Source organism: Thalassospira sp. (assembly GCF_040218635.1).
Lineage (GTDB): Bacteria > Pseudomonadota > Alphaproteobacteria > Rhodospirillales > Thalassospiraceae > Thalassospira.
Genome location: NZ_JAVJRB010000009.1, coordinates 580705 through 602838 on the forward strand (window position 1 = coordinate 580705; position 22134 = coordinate 602838).

Sequence of the window (22134 nt, forward strand, 5' to 3'; positions counted from 1 at the left end):
GGCCGGACCGCTTATAGATCGATGTGATCGATATGCTTATTTCTCGCTTGCGGCCTTGGCGGCGGCGGCCTTCACCTTGACCTTGGTGATTTCTTCGATCAGGAAGTCACGGAAGACGGCAATGCGTTTGGAATGGCGCAATTCTTCGGGATAAACGAAGTAGGCATCAAAGCTTGGCCCTTCGAGTTCCGGCAGGATGCGCACCAGATTGCTGTCTTCTGGCACCAGATAATCTGGCAGTGCTGAAATTCCCAAACCGGATTCTGTCGCACGGAAAATACCATAGATATTGTTCAGCTTCAGGATCGGGCGCATGTCCGGTTTGAACTGCTGGGCGGTTGCCATCATCCAGTTGACATTTGATACCGGCGGGCGGGCATCCGCACCATAAATGATCAGCCGGTGATCTTTGAGATCTTCGGGTGATTTGGGGATGCCGTATTGCTTGATATATTCCGGCGATGCAAACACGTGATAGCGCAAGGTCATCAATTGGCGCTGAACCAGATCGGCCTGACGCGGGGGTTGCATACGGATGGCAACGTCGGCCTCGCGCATGGCAAGGTCGAGTTCTTCATCATTGAGAACCAGCGACAATTCGATTTCCGGGTAGCGTTCAAGGAAATCGTTGATGCGCGGGGTTAACCATGTTGAGCCAAAGGCAACCGTGGTGGTGACCTTTAGCGGGCCACTTGGGCGTTCCTTGGATTCGCGAATGCGGGCTTCGGCCATCGACAATTTGGCGAAAACGTCATGGGCTGTACGATATAACAGCTCGCCCTGTTCGGTCAGGATAAGGCCACGGGCGTGACGATGGAACAGCGGAACCTTGACACTTTCTTCAAGTGCGCTGATCTGTCGGCTGACGGCCGACTGGCTCAGATTAAGGTTTTCCCCTGCATGTGTGAAGCTTCCCGCTTCTGCAACAGCGTGAAACACACGCAGTTTGTCCCAGTCCATAGACCTGCTCCTAGATCTCACTGCCGCACGGTCGCTGCGCCAGTCCCCTGATAATACTTATCTTCTTTTATGGGCAATTTGGTTTCTACACTGTTAAGTGCTTCACATAAACTGCACAAACGCATGATTAATACCCAATATGAGGCCTGTAGCATTTTCTGCAAGCAGGCATTTTCCCAAACGGAGCGTTCCCAACATTGCATTTCCTGCAAAAAGTCAGGTAACCGGCGGGATCGGAACAGATTAAAACCATTAAAAAAGGAGGATGCATTTTGCACCCTCCTTGGCATTTTCGCGATCAATATGCTGATATCTGCGGGGTTTCTACCTGCAGGCTATCTTGCAACGTGATCAGTCATCCTGTTCGGCAATGAACTTTTCAGCTTCAAGGGCGGCCATGCAGCCCATGCCTGCGGCCGTTACGGCCTGACGATAGACTTTATCGGTCACGTCACCTGCGGCAAAGACACCTTTGACATTGGTAACGGTGCTGCCGGGATTGACCAGAACATAGTTCTCGTCATCCATATCGACCTGACCTTTGAAGATGGCGGTTGCCGGATCGTGACCAATGGCAACAAAGAAACCGTCTGCCGGAATATCGGTGACACTATCGGTTTTGATGTTGCGAACGCGGACGCCTTCAACTCCATCCATCGGGCCATCACCGCCAAGAATGTCATCGACAACGCTGTCCCAGACAACATCGATTTTTTCGTGTTTGAGCAAACGGTCCTGCAGCATTTTTTCGGCACGAAGTTCATCGCGGCGGTGGATCAAGGTTACTTTTGAGCAAATACCCGCAAGATAAAGGGCTTCTTCAACGGCAGTGTTGCCGCCGCCAACAACCGTCACCGGTTTGTTGCGATAGAAGAACCCGTCACAGGTGGCACATGCCGACACACCGCGACCATTGAATTTTTCTTCGCCCGGAAGGCCAAGCCAACGTGCCTGTGCACCGGTGGAGATGATGACCGTCTGGGCAATATAGGTATCGCCAGAATCGCCTTTGCAGACGAATGGACGTTTGGAGAAATCGACCTCGGTGATCAGGTCATGAACCATTTTGGTGCCGACATGCTCGGCCTGTGCCTTCATCTGATCCATAAGCCATGGACCCTGAATAACATCGGCAAAGCCCGGATAGTTTTCGACATCCGTTGTGATCGTCAACTGACCCCCTGGCTGAAGCCCCATCACCATCATGGGTTCAAGGTTGGCGCGTGCCGCATAAATAGCAGCCGTGTATCCAGCAGGGCCGGAGCCGATGATAAGGACTTTGGTCTGATGTTCCTGAGCCATGTTCTTTGAGTTCGTCCGAGATAAATGAAAAACTGGGCTCGAACATATGGGCTGATCGGGCAAGACGCAACCGCTTCACGCAAAGTTCGTCGGCCTTTTTAACGTTTTTGGCATGACGCATTTTTACGGTTTTAACAGGTAGTTTCGCCGTGGTTTTGCAAACCGGGTTCAAGCCCCTGAACAGAAGGGGTGAAAACCGTACAAAAAGCGGATTTTACTGCATTTTCAGTTACGGCATCCAAGCACAAGATTGCATTCTTGATTGGATTATATTATTGCCAGCAACATGCCTCGCTGTAATATTGTTTCAAACGGGGTAACTTTCGCGCACAGAATCGAGGAATAAATGCAACGGGTCAAACTCGACAAGATCGACCGCAGAATCCTGCGCGATCTACAGGAAGATGGCCGCATGACCAATGTGGAACTTGCACGACGTGCAGGTATTTCGGCCCCGCCCTGTTTGCGTCGTGTGCGCGCACTTGAAGAAACCGGATTTATTCAGGGCTATCACGCGGATGTCGATGCGCAGGCACTTGGCTATCACGTCACGGTGTTTGCGATGGTTGGTCTGGCCAGTCAGGCAGAACATGATTTGCGCGCGTTTGAAGCCCGTGCGGCGGCCTGGCCGGAAGTCCGCGAATGCCACATGGTCGCAGGCGAGATGGATTTTCTGTTGAAAATCGTTTCCCATAGCTGGGACGAATACCAGAAATTCCTGACCACTGAACTGACTGTTGCGGAAAACGTCAATCACGTCAAATCGGCACTGTCGATTCGCACCGCGAAAAACATGCCCGGCGTTCCGATTGATATCGAGGTTGAAGACTGAGTACAGTCTGACCTCAGATTAATCCCAGCTTGAAAATATGAAATGCAGTTAAAACCGGCGCATGTAAGCGCCGGTTTTGTGCATCTGATACTCTTTTCCCGACATCATTGGTCCGTTCAGAGATCCAGTCCGTATTGTTTGAAGTGAAAATCCTGATCTGGAGCTTTCACGTTTTTGGCGTGCGAAGATTCGTCGATACTAAACGTATGGATGAATATCCTTGTAAAGATTGCCCGATAATCATACATACCTTTATACCTATACTAATGGGTTGGTCTTATATTCAAGGATGGTAATTAGAAGCGTTGAAAAAACTTCAAATTACAGAGCATGACCTGACCATGGATGGCCATGGGTGGCAGGGAATTTTCCCGACGATGGCGTTTGCGCTTTTGGGGGTTTTTCTGCTTTTGGTGCTGTCTTACAGGCCGACAGAAGATTTGACCGGGGTCGGCATGGTTTTCCCGTTTTCCATGTCTGAAGATGAAATCCTTATGCAGGTTGGCGCTGCGGGTGGCCGTGTTGCGCGGTTCGGCGGGTTTGGCCATATGGCTGTCGTTGTTCGCGATGATGGTGAGATGGCCGAAGCTTCCGATTTCGGCGCAATGTTTGCCCTTTCACCGCTGATTTTATCAGCGTGTTTTGATACCGACGAAACCAACAACGCCTTTTGATGGCTGGGTATATACCAATGGAAAAGTTACTGGAAATTCGCGCCAACGCGCTTAAAGCGCTGTTTGTTATTTTAACGCTCCACATCCCGCTCAGCGGTATTGCCGGCTACATTGCGAATGGTGATGCCATGTCGCCATTGATCGCCAGTGCCGTGTTTGCAGCGGTGGCGTATCTGATTTACCGGGTGGCTGGTCCGCAAGCGCAGGTGTCGCGCTTTGTCGTTTCCTCGGCGATGATTTTGCAGGTTGGTGTGTTGGTCTATGCGTTCCGTGGCCACCATTGGCAGATCGACATTCATATGTATTTCTTTGCCGCCCTTGCTGTGTTGGGGGCATTGGTTTGCTGGCGAACGATTGTTGTGGTTGCCGGGGTTATTGCCCTTCATCACCTTGTTCTTAATTTTGCTGTGCCGTATTGGGTGTTCCCGGAAGGCGGTCAGTTCTGGCGGGTTGTCTTGCATGCGGTGATCGTCATCGTCGAAGCCGGTGTTCTGATCTGGTCATGCAAAAGCCTCTATGCGACGCTTGCCAATGCCGAAACGGCACGTAGCGAAGCGGTCAAGGCGGCGAATGCCGCGGAAAAATTACTCGAGCAAAACGAACAGCTGCGTCAGCAGCGCGGTATTGAGCGTGAACAATTCAAGCGTGAGCTTGGCGATCAGATTACGAAATTGATTGGCAAATCTGCCGGTGCTGTCGATCAGGAATCCGTTCAGCTGCAGCGCCGTGCCCAGCACATGAATGACCGTGCACTTGTCGGACGTGAAGCATCCAAAGGGGCGGTGCACGCATCTGAGGAAACGTCACAGAACGTTCAGTCTGCGGCATCTGCGGTTGAAGAAATCAATGCATCTGCGGATGAAATTTCGCGCCAGATTGATCGTGCGCGCGACATTACCAACAATGCGGTTGCCCGCTCATCAACCGCGAGTGAACGTATTGAATGGTTGTCAAAAGCGGCAGAGAAGATTGGGGAAGTCGTCAATCTGATTACCGATATTGCATCCCAGACCAATCTTCTGGCACTGAATGCAACCATTGAGGCCGCCCGTGCGGGTGAATCAGGCAAAGGTTTTGCCGTGGTTGCCAACGAGGTCAAGAATCTCGCCAATCAGACGGCCCGTGCAACCGATGAGATTGCGCAGCAAATTGCCGAAATTCAGGCGGCAACGGGTGATTCAGTATCGGCAGTTAAGGGTGTGTCTGAAACCATCGGTGACATGGTTGAAGTTGCCGCAACGATTTCAACGACCATGGAACAGCAACAAGGCGCAACGCGCGAGATTGCGCAAAGCCTGAACGTGACCGTGGATGCAACCCGGGATCTTTCGGAACTTATTCATCAGCTTTCAGAAATTTCCGAAGAAACCGGTCAAACGGCAACGGAACTTCTGGGCAGTGCGGATCATTTGGGGACAGAGGCATCTGATCTTAACCGCAATGTCGAGGCCGTTCTGGAACGTTTGGCCAAGGCTGAATAGCAAAAAGCATGCGCCTAAACCTACAAAAGCCGGGCAACTGCCCGGCTTTTGTGTGGTTGCGCCGATCGCTATTCATTCGGCCAGCGGATTGTTGTCCGGTTGAATGTTTGCGACTTGCTCGTCCGCTGGGCGGATAGCATTCTGGCAGAGCGCTTTCAGATAGGTCGATGCTGTATTCTGCACGCAGAACTCAACTTCCGTCTGTGCTTCGATCAATCTTCCGGCACGTGTCAGAATGGAAATGCGTTCCGGAAGGTAGGTATCCATTGTGATATGTTTTGGGAAACGTATCAGGGCCTTTTGCCAGATATCCAGAGCATCATCCCATTTCTCCTGATTTACATATTCATCACGGAGCAGGGTGAATATGTTCAGTCCTGCCTGTGAATCCTGACGCGCCATGTCAAGGTTATAGGTCGCCTTGTCGATGTCACCTTCATGTTTGCGGGCAAGATAAAGGACATACCGGGCAGACGGGTCTGTATCATCGCGACCATCGAGTGCTTTCAGTGCGAGTTCTCGGGCCTCGTCATATTCTCCGCGTTCAGCAAGAATGCGGGCACGTTCTCCGTAAACGGATTTCTTGATTGCAGAAAAACCCGGGCCTTCCCAAACGACTTTTTCAAGTGAAGCCTGGTCCGCTGCTGGTGGAATACCTGCTCGCATATATTCGCGTTGAAGATATAGTTTCACTTCACGCAATCTTTGATCGGCAGGGGCATGATCTGCTGTCAAACTGGATTGCAGGTTGGAAAGTTCTCCCGATAGCTCTGCCAGCCCGTTGTTAAAAGCAGTGGTAATATCTACTGGCGATGTCAGGCTGCGGTTCAGTTCATCAATTTGCCGCACAGTTTCATTTTTACGCCGGGTTTCCCGCTTTTCTTCATGGGTCAACCGTTCCAGCATCGTAATCGCGCGTTCCCAGTCATAGCCTGCGGCATACAGTAAATCGACAGCGAGAAGGTCGGCCTCGTCTTCCTGATAACGTTTCCAGCTATTATGCAGAATGTTGTCATTGAGCTTGTAAATACCATAGCCGCCAAAAAGAAGTGCTTGGGCAGCGTTTTGTGTCGCAGCACTTTGCGAGTTGTCCAAGAGGATGGCTGAGCTATAACTGGTTAGGGCCATCAGCGACTTGTTATCGATGGCTGCTTGATCATCAGCGTTGTGGTGTTGGAAAAGAGCATGACCAAGTTCGTGCGCAACGACAGCTGCAACTTCATCTTCGTCATCTGCATTGAGCAGGACCGGAGTAGTCAGCCGAATAATATTATTGCTACTTATTTCTGCGTCATATTCGTCTGACTTGATTACTACAATCGAAACTTCTGGTCGATCGTGGGGCCACTGATCAAGGAGACGGTCAACAATGCCACTGAGGTAGCTGTTGAGTGCGGCGGCACCAGGCCCGCTGAGTTCTTCTACGCTACGGGCCTGAAATTCCCGCATTTCGAGATCGCGTGCAGAAAGTCCCCGAAGTGCTGCTTCACGTTCTTTGTTGTATTTTGCCGACACGTTAAAGCCGACTTCATCTTCACCATCGGTGATCTTGACCTTATCGAGCAACGTTGTGTAGAGGGTTTCCTCTACCGGCGGGGTAATCCGCGACTGTGCTGCGTCAATCATTTTGCCGTCAAAAGTTTGATACGTGCCGCCAGCAAATTGTGATTGAACGTTCTTGAGCGTCTGGCAGCCCTGAAGGCTAAGCGTCAATGCTGTGCAAAGCACCAATCTTTTCAGGCAACTTCTGGAGAGGCCAGACAAAAAACATCTGAGTGTCATTATTTCAGGCCTCGCGAAGAATTGCTGTTCTCGTCTGCTGCTCCGCCACCCTTGTTTTCCAGAATAATGTCAGAAGATGTCAGTTGCGCTTCCTCATTCAGACGGATCTGATACTTGTGTAACCACTGGTCCTTCCCGACCTTGAAAAAACGGTTGGTATCGTCGGTTTCCAAGACAGAAAGCGGGAGCGTGAATGCAGAAATTTCCACTTCTTTCCAATCGGACAAGTCATCGACATAAACATCAATTTTCTCATCCGAGAGCAGTTCGATGATTTGCAACTGTGTGTCATCGGCAGCAAAAGCAGTTAGGTCTCCCGATACAATGGTTACTGCAGCAAAAGTGATACCAATTCCTCGTTTGAAAAGTTTAATCATTTACTCCCCCCTCTTACTGATGATGAACGTTAAAGACTTTAGTAGCTGTTGAAGTCAGGCGGCATCTGTATCGGATCTCAAACCATTTGCCAGACGGGTTCTGCTGTAATGGAAGGCGACAAAAGTCAGCCATATCCCGATTAATCCCAGCCAGTTAAGAGGGGTCCAATTCAGAATAAAGGCTGTCAGATACATTGCCCCGACTGTGACGATCAGAGTTGCTAGCGAGACTGTAATGAAATTGCCAAACTGCGTATCAGGACCAAGAGATACGCGGCTATCAAGGCGGTACTGTAGAAAAAACAGGACGAGCAATGGCAAAAATTCGATGACGTCGGCCCAGCTTGCAGCAAGCAAAAAATCCGGTGGCGGGCGTTGGACCTTGTTTCCAAGTGTAAGCAGGTTGTCCAGTGCCATTGCATGATTGGTGACACCTGGAAGAGTTCCCTGTACTGGCGAAACAACAGTATCCTTGACTGCGGCAAGGTCCATACCGACCATTACGACCCTGTTTTCAATTAATTGGCGCAACTTCTGGTCCCGGTCTGTGCGGGCAGAAATGTCTTCGGAGCGCAGAGCTGTGTCAAACCAGTTCACCAGTTTGGCGGCTGAGACATATGAATGGTAATAGCACTTTGAGGGTAAAGAGAATTCGAACTGCCCGGAGAAAGCATCAAGTAGTGTTGCGCTGATATGCTTGATGCGTGACCAGAAGCCTTCATTATCTCTGATGCATGGTGTTTTATTGCCGGGAGAGCCGTAATAGGTTGCCCAATTGAAATCCGTCGTGCCATCTCCCCAGCGGACGGACATTGTCGGCGGAAAGTCGTCAATCCATTTGATGTTTTTTCTGAGTTCTGCCTGTCGCGGTAAAGCACAGTCGATTTGAAGACGCGAATTTTCAGCGCAAATCTCCTGCATAATCATGGCAGCAGGGGATAGAAGAACCTGATCATCACATTGAATGTAAAGAGGATAGTCTTCGCCAAAACCGCTATAGCGGAAATAAGGCAGGTTGGTTACTGAATTGGCGATATCTGGCAGGATTTGAAGTTCTTCAATCTCGCATCTATCACCCTTGAAATGAATGGTTTGTCCACCCATCGCATAGATAGGAATTGGATTTTTGCCTTGGGTTTTCGATGAAAGATATTTACCAAAGCGTTTCAAGTCGCCTGACGAACCTCGTTCGTCAAGAAAGACAATATCTAGGAATATCGCAGCGGGATCATAGGTTGTGATCGCGCGCAACAAGTCTTCATACTGGTAAAACTTTGGTGGCCAGTCAAAAGCCGTAGAGCCTTTCGTAACTGAAACATCATCAATCAGAATTGTCGTTATCTGGTCACGGCTGGTATCTGGATATGAGGCCGCTGTAATGCGGTAGGATGTATGTTTCGACTGCGTGTCAGTGCTTTGGGAAAGGCCAAAAGGGTCAATCAGAATGACCAAAAACGTAAAGAATGGAGCTGGGTTGGCTCTGGTGTAACGTAGTAGGTTGAGCAGGAATTCTTTTAGTGAAAAAGCATTGTCCGCTTTGTCACCATTCATGCCATCGGTCAATGAAACAGCCCCCTGCAATTGTAGCTAGTGCTACATTATCTTTCTGTGCGTCAGCTATCCTAAAGGGTTCAGATCATAAATAAAAGAGTGCTGGTGAATGGTTTTTCAACCATAGAAGGCAGCGGTTGGAAATGGCATCATCAGGGCATAAAAAAAACGGCCCGATATGGCATCGGACCGTTTTTATTGATCAGTATCGTTCTCGCTTAGGAGAAATCGACCTTTAAAATCTCATAGCTTTTGGTGCCGCCGGGGACGATGACTTCGACGGAATCGCCAACAGATTTACCGATCAGCGAACGCCCGATCGGGGACGTCGTTGAAATACGACCGGCATTGATGTCGGCCTCGATCGGGCCGACAATCTGATAGGTGGTTTCTTCGTCGGTATCTTCGTCGACCAGTCGAACCGTTGCGCCGAATTTTACAATGTCGCCCGCCAGTGACGGGACATCGATGATTTCGGAACGGCTCAGGACAGCCTCAAGCTCGGCAATACGACCTTCGCAGAAACTTTGGCGTTCGCGTGCGGCATGGTATTCGGCATTTTCTGACAAATCGCCATGCTCGCGTGCTTCCGCGATTGCCTTGATGATTTCAAGACGTTCAACGGATTTACGATGCTTCAGTTCACCTTCAAGGCGCTGATGCCCTTGCGGGGTCATAGGTACTTTTTCCATCGCGCTCACAGCCTATTCTTATTAGCAGTCGATACTACAAAATCAACCGCCCGGCATATACCGCCGGGCGGTCTGAATTCTTCGGTCAGGTTCAAAGAGGAACCTTAGTACTTGTCCCCAAGATATTCCTGAACTGCGCGAACATCAAGTGCTCCGCGTTTCAGGTTGTCGATGGCACGCAATGTTGCGCGGGCACCGGCGACAGTGGTGTAGTACGGAATATCGTCTGTAAGGGCAGTGCGGCGGATCGAGAAACTGTCGACCACGGCCTGTTTGCTCTCGGTGGTATTGAATACCAGGTTGATATCGCCGTTCTTCATCATGTCCACAATGTGGGGACGTCCTTCCTGTACCTTATTGACCGGGGTAACGTCCAGCCCTTCTTTTTCAAGAGCTTCTGCTGTGCCGTGCGTTGCCACCACGCCAAAGCCAAGGGCAATCGCGTCGCGTGCAAGTTGAACCGCAGCCGGTTTGTCATGGTTTTTGACCGAGATGAAAACTTTGCCACCCAGCGGCAAGGTATGGCCTGCGGCCATCTGTGCCTTGGCGAAAGCACGACCGAAATCGGTATCAAGGCCCATGACTTCGCCGGTTGAACGCATTTCCGGGCCAAGCAAGGTGTCAACACCGGGGAAGCGGTTAAACGGAAGGACCGCTTCTTTGACGGCGATATGTTTGAACGGACCGTGATCAATTTCAAAGTCGTTCAGTTTTTCGCCTGCCATGATCCGTGCGCCGATTTTTGCAATCGGGTTGCCGGTTGCCTTGGCAACGAACGGGACAGTACGCGAGGCGCGCGGGTTGACTTCGATCAGATAGATTTCGTCACCCTTGATCGCGAACTGAACATTCATCAGACCAACAACATTAAGCGCCTTGGCCAGTTGAACGGTCTGTGCTTTCAGGCGGTCAATCATGGCCTCATCAAGCGAATAAGGCGGCAGCGAGCAGGCCGAGTCACCGGAATGGATCCCGGCTTCTTCGATATGCTGCATGATGCCTGCGACAAAGACGTTCTCGCCGTCCGATACCGCATCGGCATCAATTTCAATCGCATCTTGAAGGAAGCTGTCGATCAGAACCGGGCTTTTGCCCGATACCTGAACCGCTTCGGTCATGTAGCGCAGAAGGTCTTCGGTGGTGTGAACGATTTCCATCGCCCGGCCACCCAAAACATATGACGGGCGGATCACGATCGGATACCCGACACTTTCGGCAATCGTCACGGCTTCATCAACCGAACGGGCAATGCCGTTTGCCGGCTGTTTAAGGCCAAGCTTGTTGATCAGGGCCTGGAAACGGTCACGGTCTTCGGCAAGGTCGATGCTGTCCGGGCTGGTGCCCAAGATCGGAATACCGGCCTTTTCAAGGGCAGCAGACAGTTTAAGCGGGGTCTGCCCACCATACTGAACAATCACACCAAGCAATTCGCCATTGGTCTGTTCAAGCTGGCAAAGCTCGATCACGTCTTCGCCGGTCAGCGGTTCGAAATACAGACGATCAGAGGTGTCATAGTCGGTTGAAACCGTTTCAGGGTTACAGTTGACCATGATGGCTTCGATACCTGCTTCGCGCAGCGCATAGGCCGCATGCACACAGCAGTAATCGAATTCAATGCCCTGACCGATACGGTTCGGACCACCACCAAGAATGATGACTTTCTTGCGATCGGTGACTTCGGCCTCGTTTTCCGGTTCGACAAAGCCATCGCCTTCATACATGGAATACATATACGAGGTGCGCGACGGGAATTCGGCCGCACAGGTATCGATACGCTTATAGACCGGGCGCAGGCCAAGGGCGTGACGATCTGCACGAACGTCGTCTTCTTCGCGGCCCACCAGTTCGGCAAGGCGTGCATCAGAGAAACCAAGTTTCTTGAGACGCAGCAATTCCTGCTTGTCGGCGGGAATGCCATTGGCACGGACTTTTTCTTCTTCGCCAACCAGCATTTCGATCTGTTTGAGATACCAAGGATCAAACTTGGTTGCCGACTGAATTTCAGCCAGGGTCAAACCATGACGGAAGGCCTGTGCAGCATAGAGAATGCGGAACGGGATCGGTTGGGTCAGTTTTGCGCGAATGGCGGCCTTATCAGGCGCGCCTTCGATTTTAACTTCGTTAAGGCCGGTCAGGCCGGTTTCCATCGAACGAAGGCCTTTCTGAAGGCTTTCGGCAAAGGAGCCACCAATCGACATGGCTTCGCCAACCGACTTCATCGCCGTTCCGAGAAGTGCCTGCGCACCCGGGAATTTTTCGAAGGTGAAGCGCGGGATTTTGGTGACGACATAATCAATGGTCGGTTCGAACGACGCCGGGGTGACACCGGTAATGTCGTTATCAAGCTCATCAAGGGTGTACCCAACCGCAAGCTTGGCAGCGATTTTGGCAATCGGGAAGCCGGTTGCCTTGGATGCCAGTGCGGATGATCGCGATACGCGCGGGTTCATTTCAATGACGATGAGGCGGCCATCATCCGGGTTTACCGCGAACTGAACGTTCGAACCGCCGGTATCAACACCGATCTCGCGCAGGACTGCCAAAGAGGCATCGCGCATGATCTGATATTCTTTGTCCGTCAGGGTCAGTGCCGGGGCAACGGTGATCGAATCCCCGGTATGGATGCCCATCGGATCGACGTTTTCAATCGAACAGATGATGATGCAGTTATCCGCATGGTCGCGAACAACTTCCATCTCATATTCTTTCCAGCCGAGAATGGATTCTTCGACCAGAACCGTGTGGGTTGGCGAAATCGCCAGACCATTGCGCACGATCTGTTCGAATTCTTCACGGTTATAGGCAATGCCGCCACCTTCGCCGCCAAGGGTAAAGCTTGGGCGGATGATGGCCGGAAGGCCGGTTGTTTCAAGGGCAACGACCGCTTCTTCAAAGGTACGAACCATTGCCGAGCGCGCACTTTCAAGACCGATCTTGTCCATGGCTTCGCGGAACAGCTGGCGGTCTTCGGCCTTTTCGATCACGTGCTTTTTCGCACCGATCATTTCAACGCCGTATTTTTCCAGCGTGCCATCATCATACAGGGCAAGGGCCGTGTTAAGGGCCGTCTGGCCACCCATGGTTGGCAGAAGAACATCCGGGCGTTCTTTGGCAATGATCTTGGCGACCATTTCGGGTGTGATCGGTTCGATATAGGTTGCATCGGCCAGGTTCGGGTCGGTCATGATGGTCGCAGGGTTCGAGTTGACCAGAATGACGCGGTAGCCTTCTTCCTTCAGGGCCTTACAGGCCTGGGCACCGGAATAGTCAAACTCGCACGCCTGACCAATGACAATCGGGCCAGCGCCGATAATGAGGATTGATTTGATATCTGTACGTTTCGGCATGTCGTTTTCCGCTTTTCGCAAGGGCAGTTGCGCATATGCTGCAACGCCTCGTTAAAGTCCGTTAATCGCGTATCTTCGGGCGTGTCCTGATCAAGGGATCAGGACTTTGCATCCTCGATCAGACCAACGAAACGTTTGAACAGGTAGTGGCTGTCATGCGGTCCCGGCGATGCTTCCGGGTGGTATTGAACCGCAAAGGCCGGTTTGTCTTTGACGCGAAGCCCCGCAAGCGATCCATCAAACAGCGAGAAGTGCGTGGCTTCGACATTGTCGGGCAGGCTGTCTTTATCAACAACAAAGCCATGGTTCTGCGAGGTGATTTCGACAACACCGGTGGTGGTGTCCTTGACCGGGTGGTTCGCACCGCGATGGCCGACATCCATTTTCTTGGTTTTTGCGCCAAGCGCCAGCGCCATCATCTGATGACCAAGGCAGATGCCAAAGACCGGCTTGCCGCTATTAAGCAGTTTTCGAATGATTGGAACAGCGTATTCGCCGGTTGCCGCAGGATCGCCAGGGCCGTTTGACAGGAAGATGCCATCCGGGCTCATTGCCAGAATGTCTTCGGCCGAGGTGGTTGGCGGAACAACCGATACTTTGCAATCAAGGCTGGCAAGGTTGCGCAGGATGTTGCGTTTCACACCGTAATCAATGGCAACGACATGATGCTTGGCATTGCCAAGTTTGCCATATCCGCCTTCGCGGGTCCAAAGCGCTTCATCCCAGTCATAGCCGGTGGTGCAGCTATTGTCTTTGGCAAGGTCCATGCCCTCCAATCCCGGCCATGCATTGGCCTGGGCGATCAGGGCGGGGATGTCGAATGTGCCGTCGGGGTTGTGCGAAATCACACCGTTGGGCGCACCTTCGTTGCGAATGCGTTTGGTCAGGCGGCGGGTATCAACACCGGCAATCCCGATGCGACCATGTTCGACCAGCCAGTCGTTGAAATGTTTCTGAGCGCGGTAGTTGGAAGGTTCGGTAATGTCCTGGCGCAGGATGCAGCCAAGGGCAACCGGGGTGGCATTTTCGATGTCTTCGTCGTTGGTGCCGACATTACCGATATGCGGGAAGGTAAAGGTGATCATCTGACCGGCATAGGACGGGTCGGTCATGATTTCCTGATAGCCCGTGATAGAGGTGTTGAAGCAGACTTCGCCGACGACCTCTCCTCGGGCACCGACGCCGCGTCCCCAAAATACTGAACCATCTGCGAGAACCAGAACGGCAGAAGCACCAGGAGGCGGGGTGTGCGTGGGCGCTGACATTGGCAAATGTCCTTTCGATCTTTCCACGGTGAGACACGGAGTCTTTTTATATATAATAATTCTGCGTAAGCCGACTCAAACGGCAGCAATTAACCTGCATACCGGACATGCAGACGTGCCAACAGGTTTCCAGTATGGGGGACTGTGCGCACAGGTTGCACCAGTCGAGCGTACTGAAAGCGGGGCAGGTGTTAGTCCCGGTAGGCAAATTGGCGGATGTCTACGGGAGTCGCGCAGGCATGTCAAGGACGCATCCAAACTTTTATTTCCCTAGGAAAATCAACGTTTTGCGAGGGCATGTTTTCTTTGCCACAGATGCGATTTTGCGGTATGTTCGGTCCTTTCTTCCACAGAATCAGAGATTAGCCATGCTGCGATCGCAGCTTAATGACGCTTTGAAAAAGGCCGTCCTTGCGAAGGATGCCTGCTCCGTAACCACCGTGCGCCTCATTTTGGCGGCACTTAAGGAACGCGATATCGCAGCACGGGGCGAGGGAAATACCGATGGTATTTCTGATGACGAAATCGTCACTCTGCTTCAGGCAATGGTAAAACAGCGCCGCGAAAGCATCGAAATGTACACCAAGGGCAATCGCCCTGAACTGGCAGATCAGGAAGCATCGGAAATCGGTGTGATTGAAAACTTCCTGCCAGCTCAGCTTTCCGATGAAGAAATCGAAGAAGCTGTACGCGGTGCTGTATCGGACCTTGGCGCGACCTGTCTTAAGGACATGGGCCGCACGATGGCTGTCTTGCGTGACAAGTACAGTGGAACCATGGATTTCGGCAAAGCCGGTGGTGTTGCCAAAAAACTTTTGGGTTAATCCGAACAGACCTATTTAATTGGAAGCCGGGCGTGTAAAATCGTCCGGCTTTCGTCGTCCCTGGGCCTGTTAAATGTCAAATATATCTGATGTAATATGACACGCAGGACGGGGAAAAGGACCATCAACAGGGTTTGCGCATCTGCGCAATAACATCACGGGATAGGGACAGATATGAGCTTTCCCCAGTCGTTTTTAGACGACCTGCGGGCACGGGTTGATTTGGCGGATGTCGTCGGATCGTCGGTGAAGCTGATCAAACGCGGCCGGGAATATTCCGGGCTGTGTCCGTTCCATTCTGAAAAATCCCCGTCTTTCACGGTTAATGACCAAAAGGGTTTTTATCACTGCTTTGGCTGTGGCGCGCATGGCGATGTCATCAGCTTTGTGATGAACACCCGTGGATTGACCTTTGTCGAAGCGGTTGAAGTTCTTGCCAATCAGGTTGGCATGGATGTCCCCAAACCATCACGCGAAGCCCAGGAACGCGAACAAAAAGCCAAGACCCTTTATGAGGTGATGGACACCGCCTGTGCGTTCTTTGAACGCATGTTGCGCATGCCCGAAGGCAAGGAAGGTCTGGAATACTTCCACCGTCGCGGGCTGGATGACAAAACCATTTCGGAATTCCGTCTTGGCTTTGCCACCGATAGCCGGGGTGCTCTTAAGGCAGCGCTCAAGCGCGAAGGCATTGATGAAAAACTGATGATTGAGGCCGGGCTTCTGATCGAGCCGGAAGATAGCAACCGGCAAAGCTATGACCGGTTCCGGGGACGGGTGATGTTTCCGATCCTTGATCGTCGCGGACGTGTGGTGGCCTTTGGCGGACGTGTCATGGGCGATGGCAAACCAAAATACCTTAACAGTCCCGATACGCCGTTATTTCACAAAGGGCGGCTGCTTTATGGTTTGCCGCAAGCCCGCGAAGCATCGCGTCAGGATGCGCCGATCATTGTGACCGAAGGTTACATGGATGTGATCGCACTACATCGTGCGGGCTTCCGTGGGGCCGTCGCACCGCTCGGAACGGCGGTGACGGAAGAACAGATTGGCGAACTTTGGAAAATGGCCAACGAGCCGATCCTGTGCCTTGATGGCGATGCGGCCGGGAAGCGGGCGGCGGTGCGGGCCGCAGAACGCGCCTTGCCGATCCTGCGTCCGGGGAAATCATTGCTGTTTTCCATCCTGCCAGAAGGCGAAGACCCGGACAGTTTGATGGCCGGGCCCGGCGGGTTTGACAGTTTCCAGAAAATCATTGATCAGGCCGTGCCGTTGGCCGAGCTGGTCTGGCGGATGGATGTCGGCGCGCACAAGATTGACACGCCCGAACGCCGTGCCGCCCTTGAGGCCGATATCAATCAGCGGGTGTCGGTGATTGCTGATGAAGCTGTGCGTTCACAATACAGATCGATGTTTAATGATCGTATCTGGAAGCTGTTTAAGGGCGACCGGGGGGTAAAACAGGGATCGAAAGCCGCATATGGCGGTGGGGCGCAAAATAAAAAATCCGGTTGGGGTGGCAAGCGCGGAAAAAATGACCATTTCTGGGGTCCGGCCGGGAAAGCGGTGCCGGGCATGTCGCGATCGCCAATGCAACAGAAGCGGGATCTGCAGGACTCCATACTTTTACTGACGCTGATCAACCATCCGAGCCTTCATGATGAGATCGGCGAACAGCTTGGAATCTATAGTTGTGCAGACTCCGCGCTTGACAATCTTCGTCGGGCCGTCTTAAAGCTGCTTGATGACGATCCTGGACTTGATTGCGAAACGATCAAGGCCCATTTGAAGCGCGACGGGCTGTCAGAGACAGTTTTGCGGGTGGTTAGTGCGAATATAATTGCGCACGCTGCTTTCGCTAAGCCCGAAACGCCGCTCGAACGGGCCATGACGGGTTGGAAACAGGTTTTTTCCATGGCTGTAAGCTCCCTGGAGGACGAAGAGGCAAAATACGCCGTCCGACAGTTGGCAGCAGATACCAGCGAGGAAGAATGGGAGAGATTTTCTCACAGGCGTGAGGATCTCGCTCGACGCCGGGAAAAAGTGTTTAAGCTCGACGACTGATCCTTGTGTCTTGTGCGCTTAAGGATCGGTGATCGGGCTATTTGTGATTTGCGCTGAGTAAAAACAGTGCGTGGGACAACAACGGTACGAACGTACCCAGCGGGAAACGGGGAATAGATGTCGTCTAAGACTTCGAACGCTGAAGAGAAAAAGAACTCTTCTGAAAACGCAGACGGACCTCTTCTCGATACATATAAGGCGGCCATAAAAAAGCTCATTGCCAAAGGCAAAGAGAAAGGCCACATCTCGGTCGATGAGTTGAACGCGGCACTGCCGTCGGAACATTTTTCGTCAGAGCAGATCGAAGACGTGATGAGCAATCTCAACGAGATGGGCATCAATGTCACCGACGCTGATGAATCGGATGATAACGACGACAGCGAAGAAGCTGAAGCCGATCCGAGTGGTAATATTTCTGCTGATGATGTTGGTCGTACCGATGATCCGGTGCGCATGTATCTGCGTGAGATGGGCAGTGTCGAACTGCTGTCACGCGAAGGCGAAATTGCCATTGCCAAACGTATCGAGGCCGGTCGTGACATGATGATTGGCGGGATTTGCGAATCCCCGCTGACCATTCGTGCGATTGTAAACTGGCATGATCAGCTTCAGGCTGGCGAACTTTTGCTGCGTGATGTTATCGACCTTGAAACCACCTATGGCGGCGGCCCGGATGCGGAAATCGCAGCTGCTGAAGGGGACGAGGAAGAAACCGACGCCGAGACCGAAGTTGACGCCGAAGCAGATGTCGAAAGTTTCGACACGCCGAGCGACGACGACGATGAAGACGATGAAGACGCCGAAACCGAAACCCCGCAAGGCCTTGCCGGGGATGAGGAAGAGGAAGAGGACGAAGAAGAGTCCGAGACCGCCGAAGGTGAAGAAGGCGAAGAAGGCAGCGAAAGTCGTGAAAGCGACGATGACGACGATGACGAGAACGAGCAGGTCAATGTTTCGCTTTCCAAAATGGAAGAAGAACTGACCGAGCAGGTTCTTGAGAAATTCGAACTCATCGCTAAAACCTATGAGAAGCTTCACAAGGCGCAAGAACAGCGTCTTGTTGCGCTGAACAAAGGTGAAGCCGTTCCGACCGCGACCGAAAAGCGCTATACCAAGCTTAAGAACGAGATGGTCGATTTGATGGAAGATGTTCACCTGAACAACTTCCGCATTGAAGAGCTTCTTGATCACCTGACCGGGTTGAACAACCGTTTGCTTGGCCTTGAAGGTAAACTTCTGCGCTTTGCCGATCGGTGCAAAATCAAACGTCCGGACTTCGTCAAACAGTATCAGGGCAACGAGCTTGACCCGAACTGGATGGAACGTGTTTCGGGCCTGCCGGGCAAGGGCTGGAAAGCCTTTATCGAACGTTATCCTGATGAAATTGCCAATCTGCGCGAAGGCATTGGCGGTGTTTCCGCCGAGGTCGGTTTGCCGATTGGTGAATTCCGCCGCGTTTACGGCGTTGTCAACAAAGGCGAACGCGAAGCAGGTCGCGCAAAGAAAGAGATGATCGAGGCGAACCTGCGTCTTGTGATCTCGATTGCGAAAAAATACACCAACCGTGGTCTTCAGTTCCTTGACCTTATTCAGGAAGGCAATATCGGCCTGATGAAGGCGGTGGACAAGTTTGAATATCGCCGCGGGTATAAATTCTCGACCTATGCGACCTGGTGGATCCGTCAGGCGATCACGCGTTCTATCGCCGATCAGGCCCGTACGATCCGTATTCCGGTCCACATGATTGAAACCATCAACAAACTGGTGCGGACATCGCGTCAGATGTTGCATGAAATCGGTCGTGAACCGACCCCGGAAGAGCTGGCTGAAAAACTTCAGATGCCGCTTGAAAAGGTTCGCAAGGTTCTGAAAATTGCCAAAGAGCCGATTTCGCTCGAAACCCCGATCGGGGACGAGGAAGACAGCCACCTTGGCGATTTCATCGAAGACAAAAACGCCGTTCAGCCGCTTGATGCTGCGATTCAGGCCAACCTGCGTGAAACCACCACGCGCGTTCTGGCATCGCTCACCCCGCGTGAAGAACGTGTTCTGCGTATGCGTTTCGGGATTGGCATGAACACCGATCACACCCTCGAAGAGGTTGGTCAGCAGTTCTCTGTGACCCGTGAACGTATCCGTCAGATCGAAGCCAAGGCGCTGCGGAAGCTCAAACATCCGTCACGCTCGCGCAAATTGCGTTCGTTCCTCGATTATTAAGAATTCGGACGACGTTCGGGCTTGACCTTGGCCCGAAAATCGCTAGTTTTCGGGACCGCACCAGTCATCTGGTGCGGTCTTTTCAATTCCCCTTTGGGGGCCCGTAGCTCAATTGGTTAGAGCCGACCGCTCATAACGGTCTGGTTGGGGGTTCAAGTCCCTCCGGGCCTACCGTGCAGCAATGTTCATATTATATGAGCATTGCTGCATCGCTCTCAAATTCCCCATACTTTTAAAAGATTGATTGCCACCTGAGTTGTCATAATTCGGGGTTATTGCCCCAGACCACCATTTTGTTGTTGCTTTATTATATTAATCTACTTCTCTTGATCTCGTGTGGAAATTTGTTGATCGTACAGCCTGCTAATGGGTTGTAAATCTGGTAAAAGTAATCAAAAAAGAAAGCATTTGTTGAATGTTGCTTCAACTTATGCTTGTTGACGGGCGAGGGCTGTCGCAGGCCGACACAAGAGTTTTTGGGGTGGGGATGCCTTTAACTAAAGCTATTCGCGATGGGCGAAATCTGGTCGCTATACTCCTTTTGGTTGTCCTTGTGGGCTGTAGTCTGGGAGACTTTCAGGGCGCAGTTGATGCTGAGACTTCTAGCTTAACAACGGATGTGAAGGTCAGTGAAGATAAGGCCGCAGTTCTGTCCAAAACTCCCGCAAATGGCGACGATGAGCAAGCAGAAAAAATTAAACCAGAGTCTCGTCGTTTTGTAGATCAGGGCAGCGGACAATTCGTTCGCGTAAAGCGTGATGATGTCGAGGAAATGCCTTCCGGGCAAGTTGGTCTCAATCTTCTAAATGTCTCTATCAAAGAAGCGGCTGATGTGATTCTCAAGGAAACACTTAATCTCAGCTATGTGATAGATGACGAAGTCTCGGGGACTGTAACTGCGCGAACAGCAAAGCCGATTGCTAAAGAAAATTTGTTGAAAACCTTTGAGTCGATTCTAGCTGCCAATGGGCTAGTCCTCTTAAATAGCGGTGAGCTCTATCAGATTGCCCCGTCTGAAGAGATGCAGGGACGAATACCCAAGCTGCGTAACATTGAATTCACCGAAAGCTTTGGTCTTTACGTTCTTCCACTGGAATATGTTTCTGCCGCTGGTTTGCTAGAGGTGTTGCCTGCGCTGAAGCAAGGCGGCGTCAGCAACATTAGTGTCGATGCAGTACGTAACGTGTTGATTTTCACCGGTAGCGGTAATGAAGCGAGCAATTTACTGGAGCTTGTCGAGGCTTTCGATGTCGATTGGATGGAGGGGATGTCATTTGCTCTTGAGCCATTAGTTAATTCAGATCCAAAAGTCGTTCAGGCTGAAATCGAAAGTATCCTCAATTTGGAGAGCGGGCCTTTAAATGGTGTCGTCAGGTTAATGGCGATTGATCGTTTGCAGTCATTGATGGTTATTTCCGCGCAACCTCGATATTTGGCAAAAGTAAGCAGGTGGATCGAAGAGTTGGATCGTTCCGGTGGAGGAGATGGTCGCCAACTATACGTCTATTCGGTCAAAAACGCGAGATCGTCGGATTTGTCTGTTCTTCTGAGCCAAGTTTTTTCAGGAGCAGTCAACTCAGTTGACAGCAATATGGGAAAAAGTGGCGTGTCACCTGTTCTGGAAGAATTCGAACTTGGCCAAATTACCGAGAATATTGCAACACCACAGAAAATACCAAGCGTGCAGAATGAGCTTAAGATCATCGCAAATGAGGCTAACAACTCACTTTTAATCTTGGCTTATCCTCATGAATTTAGCTTGATCGAGAGGGCCTTGGAAAGGCTAGACGTTATGCCTCTTCAGGTCATGATAGAAGCTACCATCGCTGAAGTTACGTTGAATGATGAGCTGAAATATGGTTTGCAATGGTTGTTTTCTAATGGGGATAGCACATTTTCATTTTCGTCATTAAGTAGTGGTAATGTTAGTTCCGCTTTTCCGGGTTTTTCGTATTCATTAGCTGGAGCTAGTGCAAAAGTTGTCTTGAACGCACTGAGCCAAGTAACAAATGTAAATGTCATTTCGTCTCCACAGTTGATGGTATTGGATAATCAAACAGCTCGCCTTCAGGTCGGTGATCAAGTTCCAGTTGCTACCCAATCTGCCGTTTCGACAGATAACGATAGTTCTCCGATTGTGAACTCTATCGAATTTAAAGATACAGGGGTTATCCTTGATGTGACCCCAAGGGTGACATCTGCTGGAACAGTCGTATTAAATATCAGTCAGGAAGTTTCTGACGTTGTTGAAACAACTACTTCTGACATTGACTCTCCCACTATTCAGCAGCGACAAATTTCAAGTAGTATCGCAATAAAAGGCGGGGAAACTGTTGCTCTCGGCGGACTTATAAAGTCGAAAGATACCGACGGTGTAAGTGGTGTGCCTCTGCTCTCAGACATCCCTATTCTAGGTAATCTTTTCAAGACGACCTCTATAAACAAGGTGCGAACCGAGCTTCTTGTTTTGATAACTCCGCAAGTTATTAGAAATGTAGACGAATCAAGGGCTGTAACTAACGAACTTCGACTTCGAATGAAAGAAATTGGGGGGCTAGGGCTTTAGGAGCATTGCCCTAATGGGATATGTTTTTGAAGTTGAGTATAGTCTACCACCCACTTAGCATAGGTTGCATATTATAGGTTGAAGGTACTGATATTGAACGATACTCTCTGAATGTTGATGGGGCGGCCTGTGCAGGTCGATAAGGAATATTCGGGGGATATCGATGTTGTCAGGCAGCCGACTGCCGCAGGTTATTGCGT

Annotated in this window: 15 protein-coding genes and 1 tRNA gene; 8 read left to right on the forward strand and 8 right to left on the reverse strand. The window is 51.2% G+C overall.

Going from position 1 to position 22134, the window contains the following annotated elements; all coding sequences use genetic code 11:
- Window positions 1-36: 36 nt before the first annotated feature.
- Together RIC05_RS10460 and trxB are read right to left on the reverse strand one after the other, a co-directional pair.
- Window positions 37-960 carry a LysR family transcriptional regulator gene (locus tag RIC05_RS10460; protein WP_350047017.1) on the reverse strand — a complete coding sequence of 308 codons (924 nt, stop codon included), beginning with the start codon at window positions 958-960 and terminating at the stop codon, window positions 37-39.
- A gap of 351 nt (window positions 961-1311) precedes the next feature.
- Entirely contained in the window at window positions 1312-2262 is a 951-nt protein-coding gene (trxB, locus tag RIC05_RS10465) for a thioredoxin-disulfide reductase (protein ID WP_350047018.1), read from the reverse strand.
- A 346-nt stretch (window positions 2263-2608) separates the two neighbouring features.
- Between trxB and RIC05_RS10470 the strand changes: the two genes are divergently transcribed.
- The 3 genes from RIC05_RS10470 to RIC05_RS10480 all read left to right on the forward strand — a co-directional run bounded on the left by RIC05_RS10470 (window position 2609) and on the right by RIC05_RS10480 (window position 5249).
- On the forward strand, window positions 2609-3094 hold the full coding sequence (locus tag RIC05_RS10470) for an Lrp/AsnC family transcriptional regulator (protein ID WP_350042532.1): 486 nt from the start codon (window positions 2609-2611) through the stop codon (window positions 3092-3094).
- 305 nt (window positions 3095-3399) lie between these two features.
- Complete coding sequence (locus tag RIC05_RS10475) at window positions 3400-3768, forward strand: hypothetical protein (protein ID WP_350047019.1); 369 nt, start codon at window positions 3400-3402, stop codon at window positions 3766-3768.
- A gap of 17 nt (window positions 3769-3785) precedes the next feature.
- A complete protein-coding gene (locus tag RIC05_RS10480; protein WP_350047020.1) occupies window positions 3786-5249 on the forward strand; it encodes a methyl-accepting chemotaxis protein in 1464 nt (487 codons plus the stop codon).
- Window positions 5250-5321: 72 nt separating this feature from the next.
- On the opposite strand, the gene RIC05_RS10485 is transcribed toward RIC05_RS10480, so the two are convergent.
- From RIC05_RS10485 to carA, 6 genes are all read right to left on the reverse strand, one after another.
- A complete protein-coding gene (locus RIC05_RS10485) occupies window positions 5322-6962 on the reverse strand; it encodes a M48 family metalloprotease (protein ID WP_350047021.1) in 1641 nt (546 codons plus the stop codon).
- A gap of 68 nt (window positions 6963-7030) precedes the next feature.
- A complete protein-coding gene (locus RIC05_RS10490) occupies window positions 7031-7408 on the reverse strand; it encodes a hypothetical protein (protein ID WP_350047022.1) in 378 nt (125 codons plus the stop codon).
- Between the two features lie 54 nt (window positions 7409-7462).
- Complete coding sequence (locus RIC05_RS10495) at window positions 7463-8971, reverse strand: CHASE2 domain-containing protein (RefSeq protein WP_350047023.1); 1509 nt, start codon at window positions 8969-8971, stop codon at window positions 7463-7465.
- 206 nt (window positions 8972-9177) lie between these two features.
- Complete coding sequence (gene greA, locus RIC05_RS10500; protein ID WP_350047024.1) at window positions 9178-9651, reverse strand: transcription elongation factor GreA; 474 nt, start codon at window positions 9649-9651, stop codon at window positions 9178-9180.
- 104 nt (window positions 9652-9755) lie between these two features.
- A complete protein-coding gene (carB, locus tag RIC05_RS10505) occupies window positions 9756-12998 on the reverse strand; it encodes a carbamoyl-phosphate synthase large subunit (RefSeq protein ID WP_350047025.1) in 3243 nt (1080 codons plus the stop codon).
- Between the two features lie 98 nt (window positions 12999-13096).
- Window positions 13097-14263, reverse strand: a complete 1167-nt coding sequence (carA, locus tag RIC05_RS10510) for a glutamine-hydrolyzing carbamoyl-phosphate synthase small subunit (RefSeq protein WP_350047026.1) — start codon at window positions 14261-14263, stop codon at window positions 13097-13099.
- Between the two features lie 368 nt (window positions 14264-14631).
- On the opposite strand from carA, the gene RIC05_RS10515 reads away from it, so the two are divergent.
- From RIC05_RS10515 to gspD, 5 genes are all read left to right on the forward strand, one after another.
- The gene (locus tag RIC05_RS10515) at window positions 14632-15087 is read left to right on the forward strand and encodes a GatB/YqeY domain-containing protein (RefSeq protein ID WP_350042538.1); all 456 of its coding nucleotides are present in this window, start codon (window positions 14632-14634) and stop codon (window positions 15085-15087) included.
- Window positions 15088-15261: 174 nt separating this feature from the next.
- Window positions 15262-17151, forward strand: a complete 1890-nt coding sequence (gene dnaG / locus RIC05_RS10520; RefSeq protein WP_350047027.1) for a DNA primase — start codon at window positions 15262-15264, stop codon at window positions 17149-17151.
- 117 nt (window positions 17152-17268) lie between these two features.
- Entirely contained in the window at window positions 17269-19368 is a 2100-nt protein-coding gene (gene rpoD, locus RIC05_RS10525) for an RNA polymerase sigma factor RpoD (RefSeq protein WP_350047028.1), read from the forward strand.
- Window positions 19369-19465: 97 nt separating this feature from the next.
- Window positions 19466-19539 (forward strand) — tRNA-Ile (locus tag RIC05_RS10530).
- 244 nt (window positions 19540-19783) lie between these two features.
- Complete coding sequence (gene gspD, locus RIC05_RS10535) at window positions 19784-21934, forward strand: type II secretion system secretin GspD (protein WP_350047029.1); 2151 nt, start codon at window positions 19784-19786, stop codon at window positions 21932-21934.
- The last annotated feature ends 200 nt before the right edge of the window (window positions 21935-22134 follow it).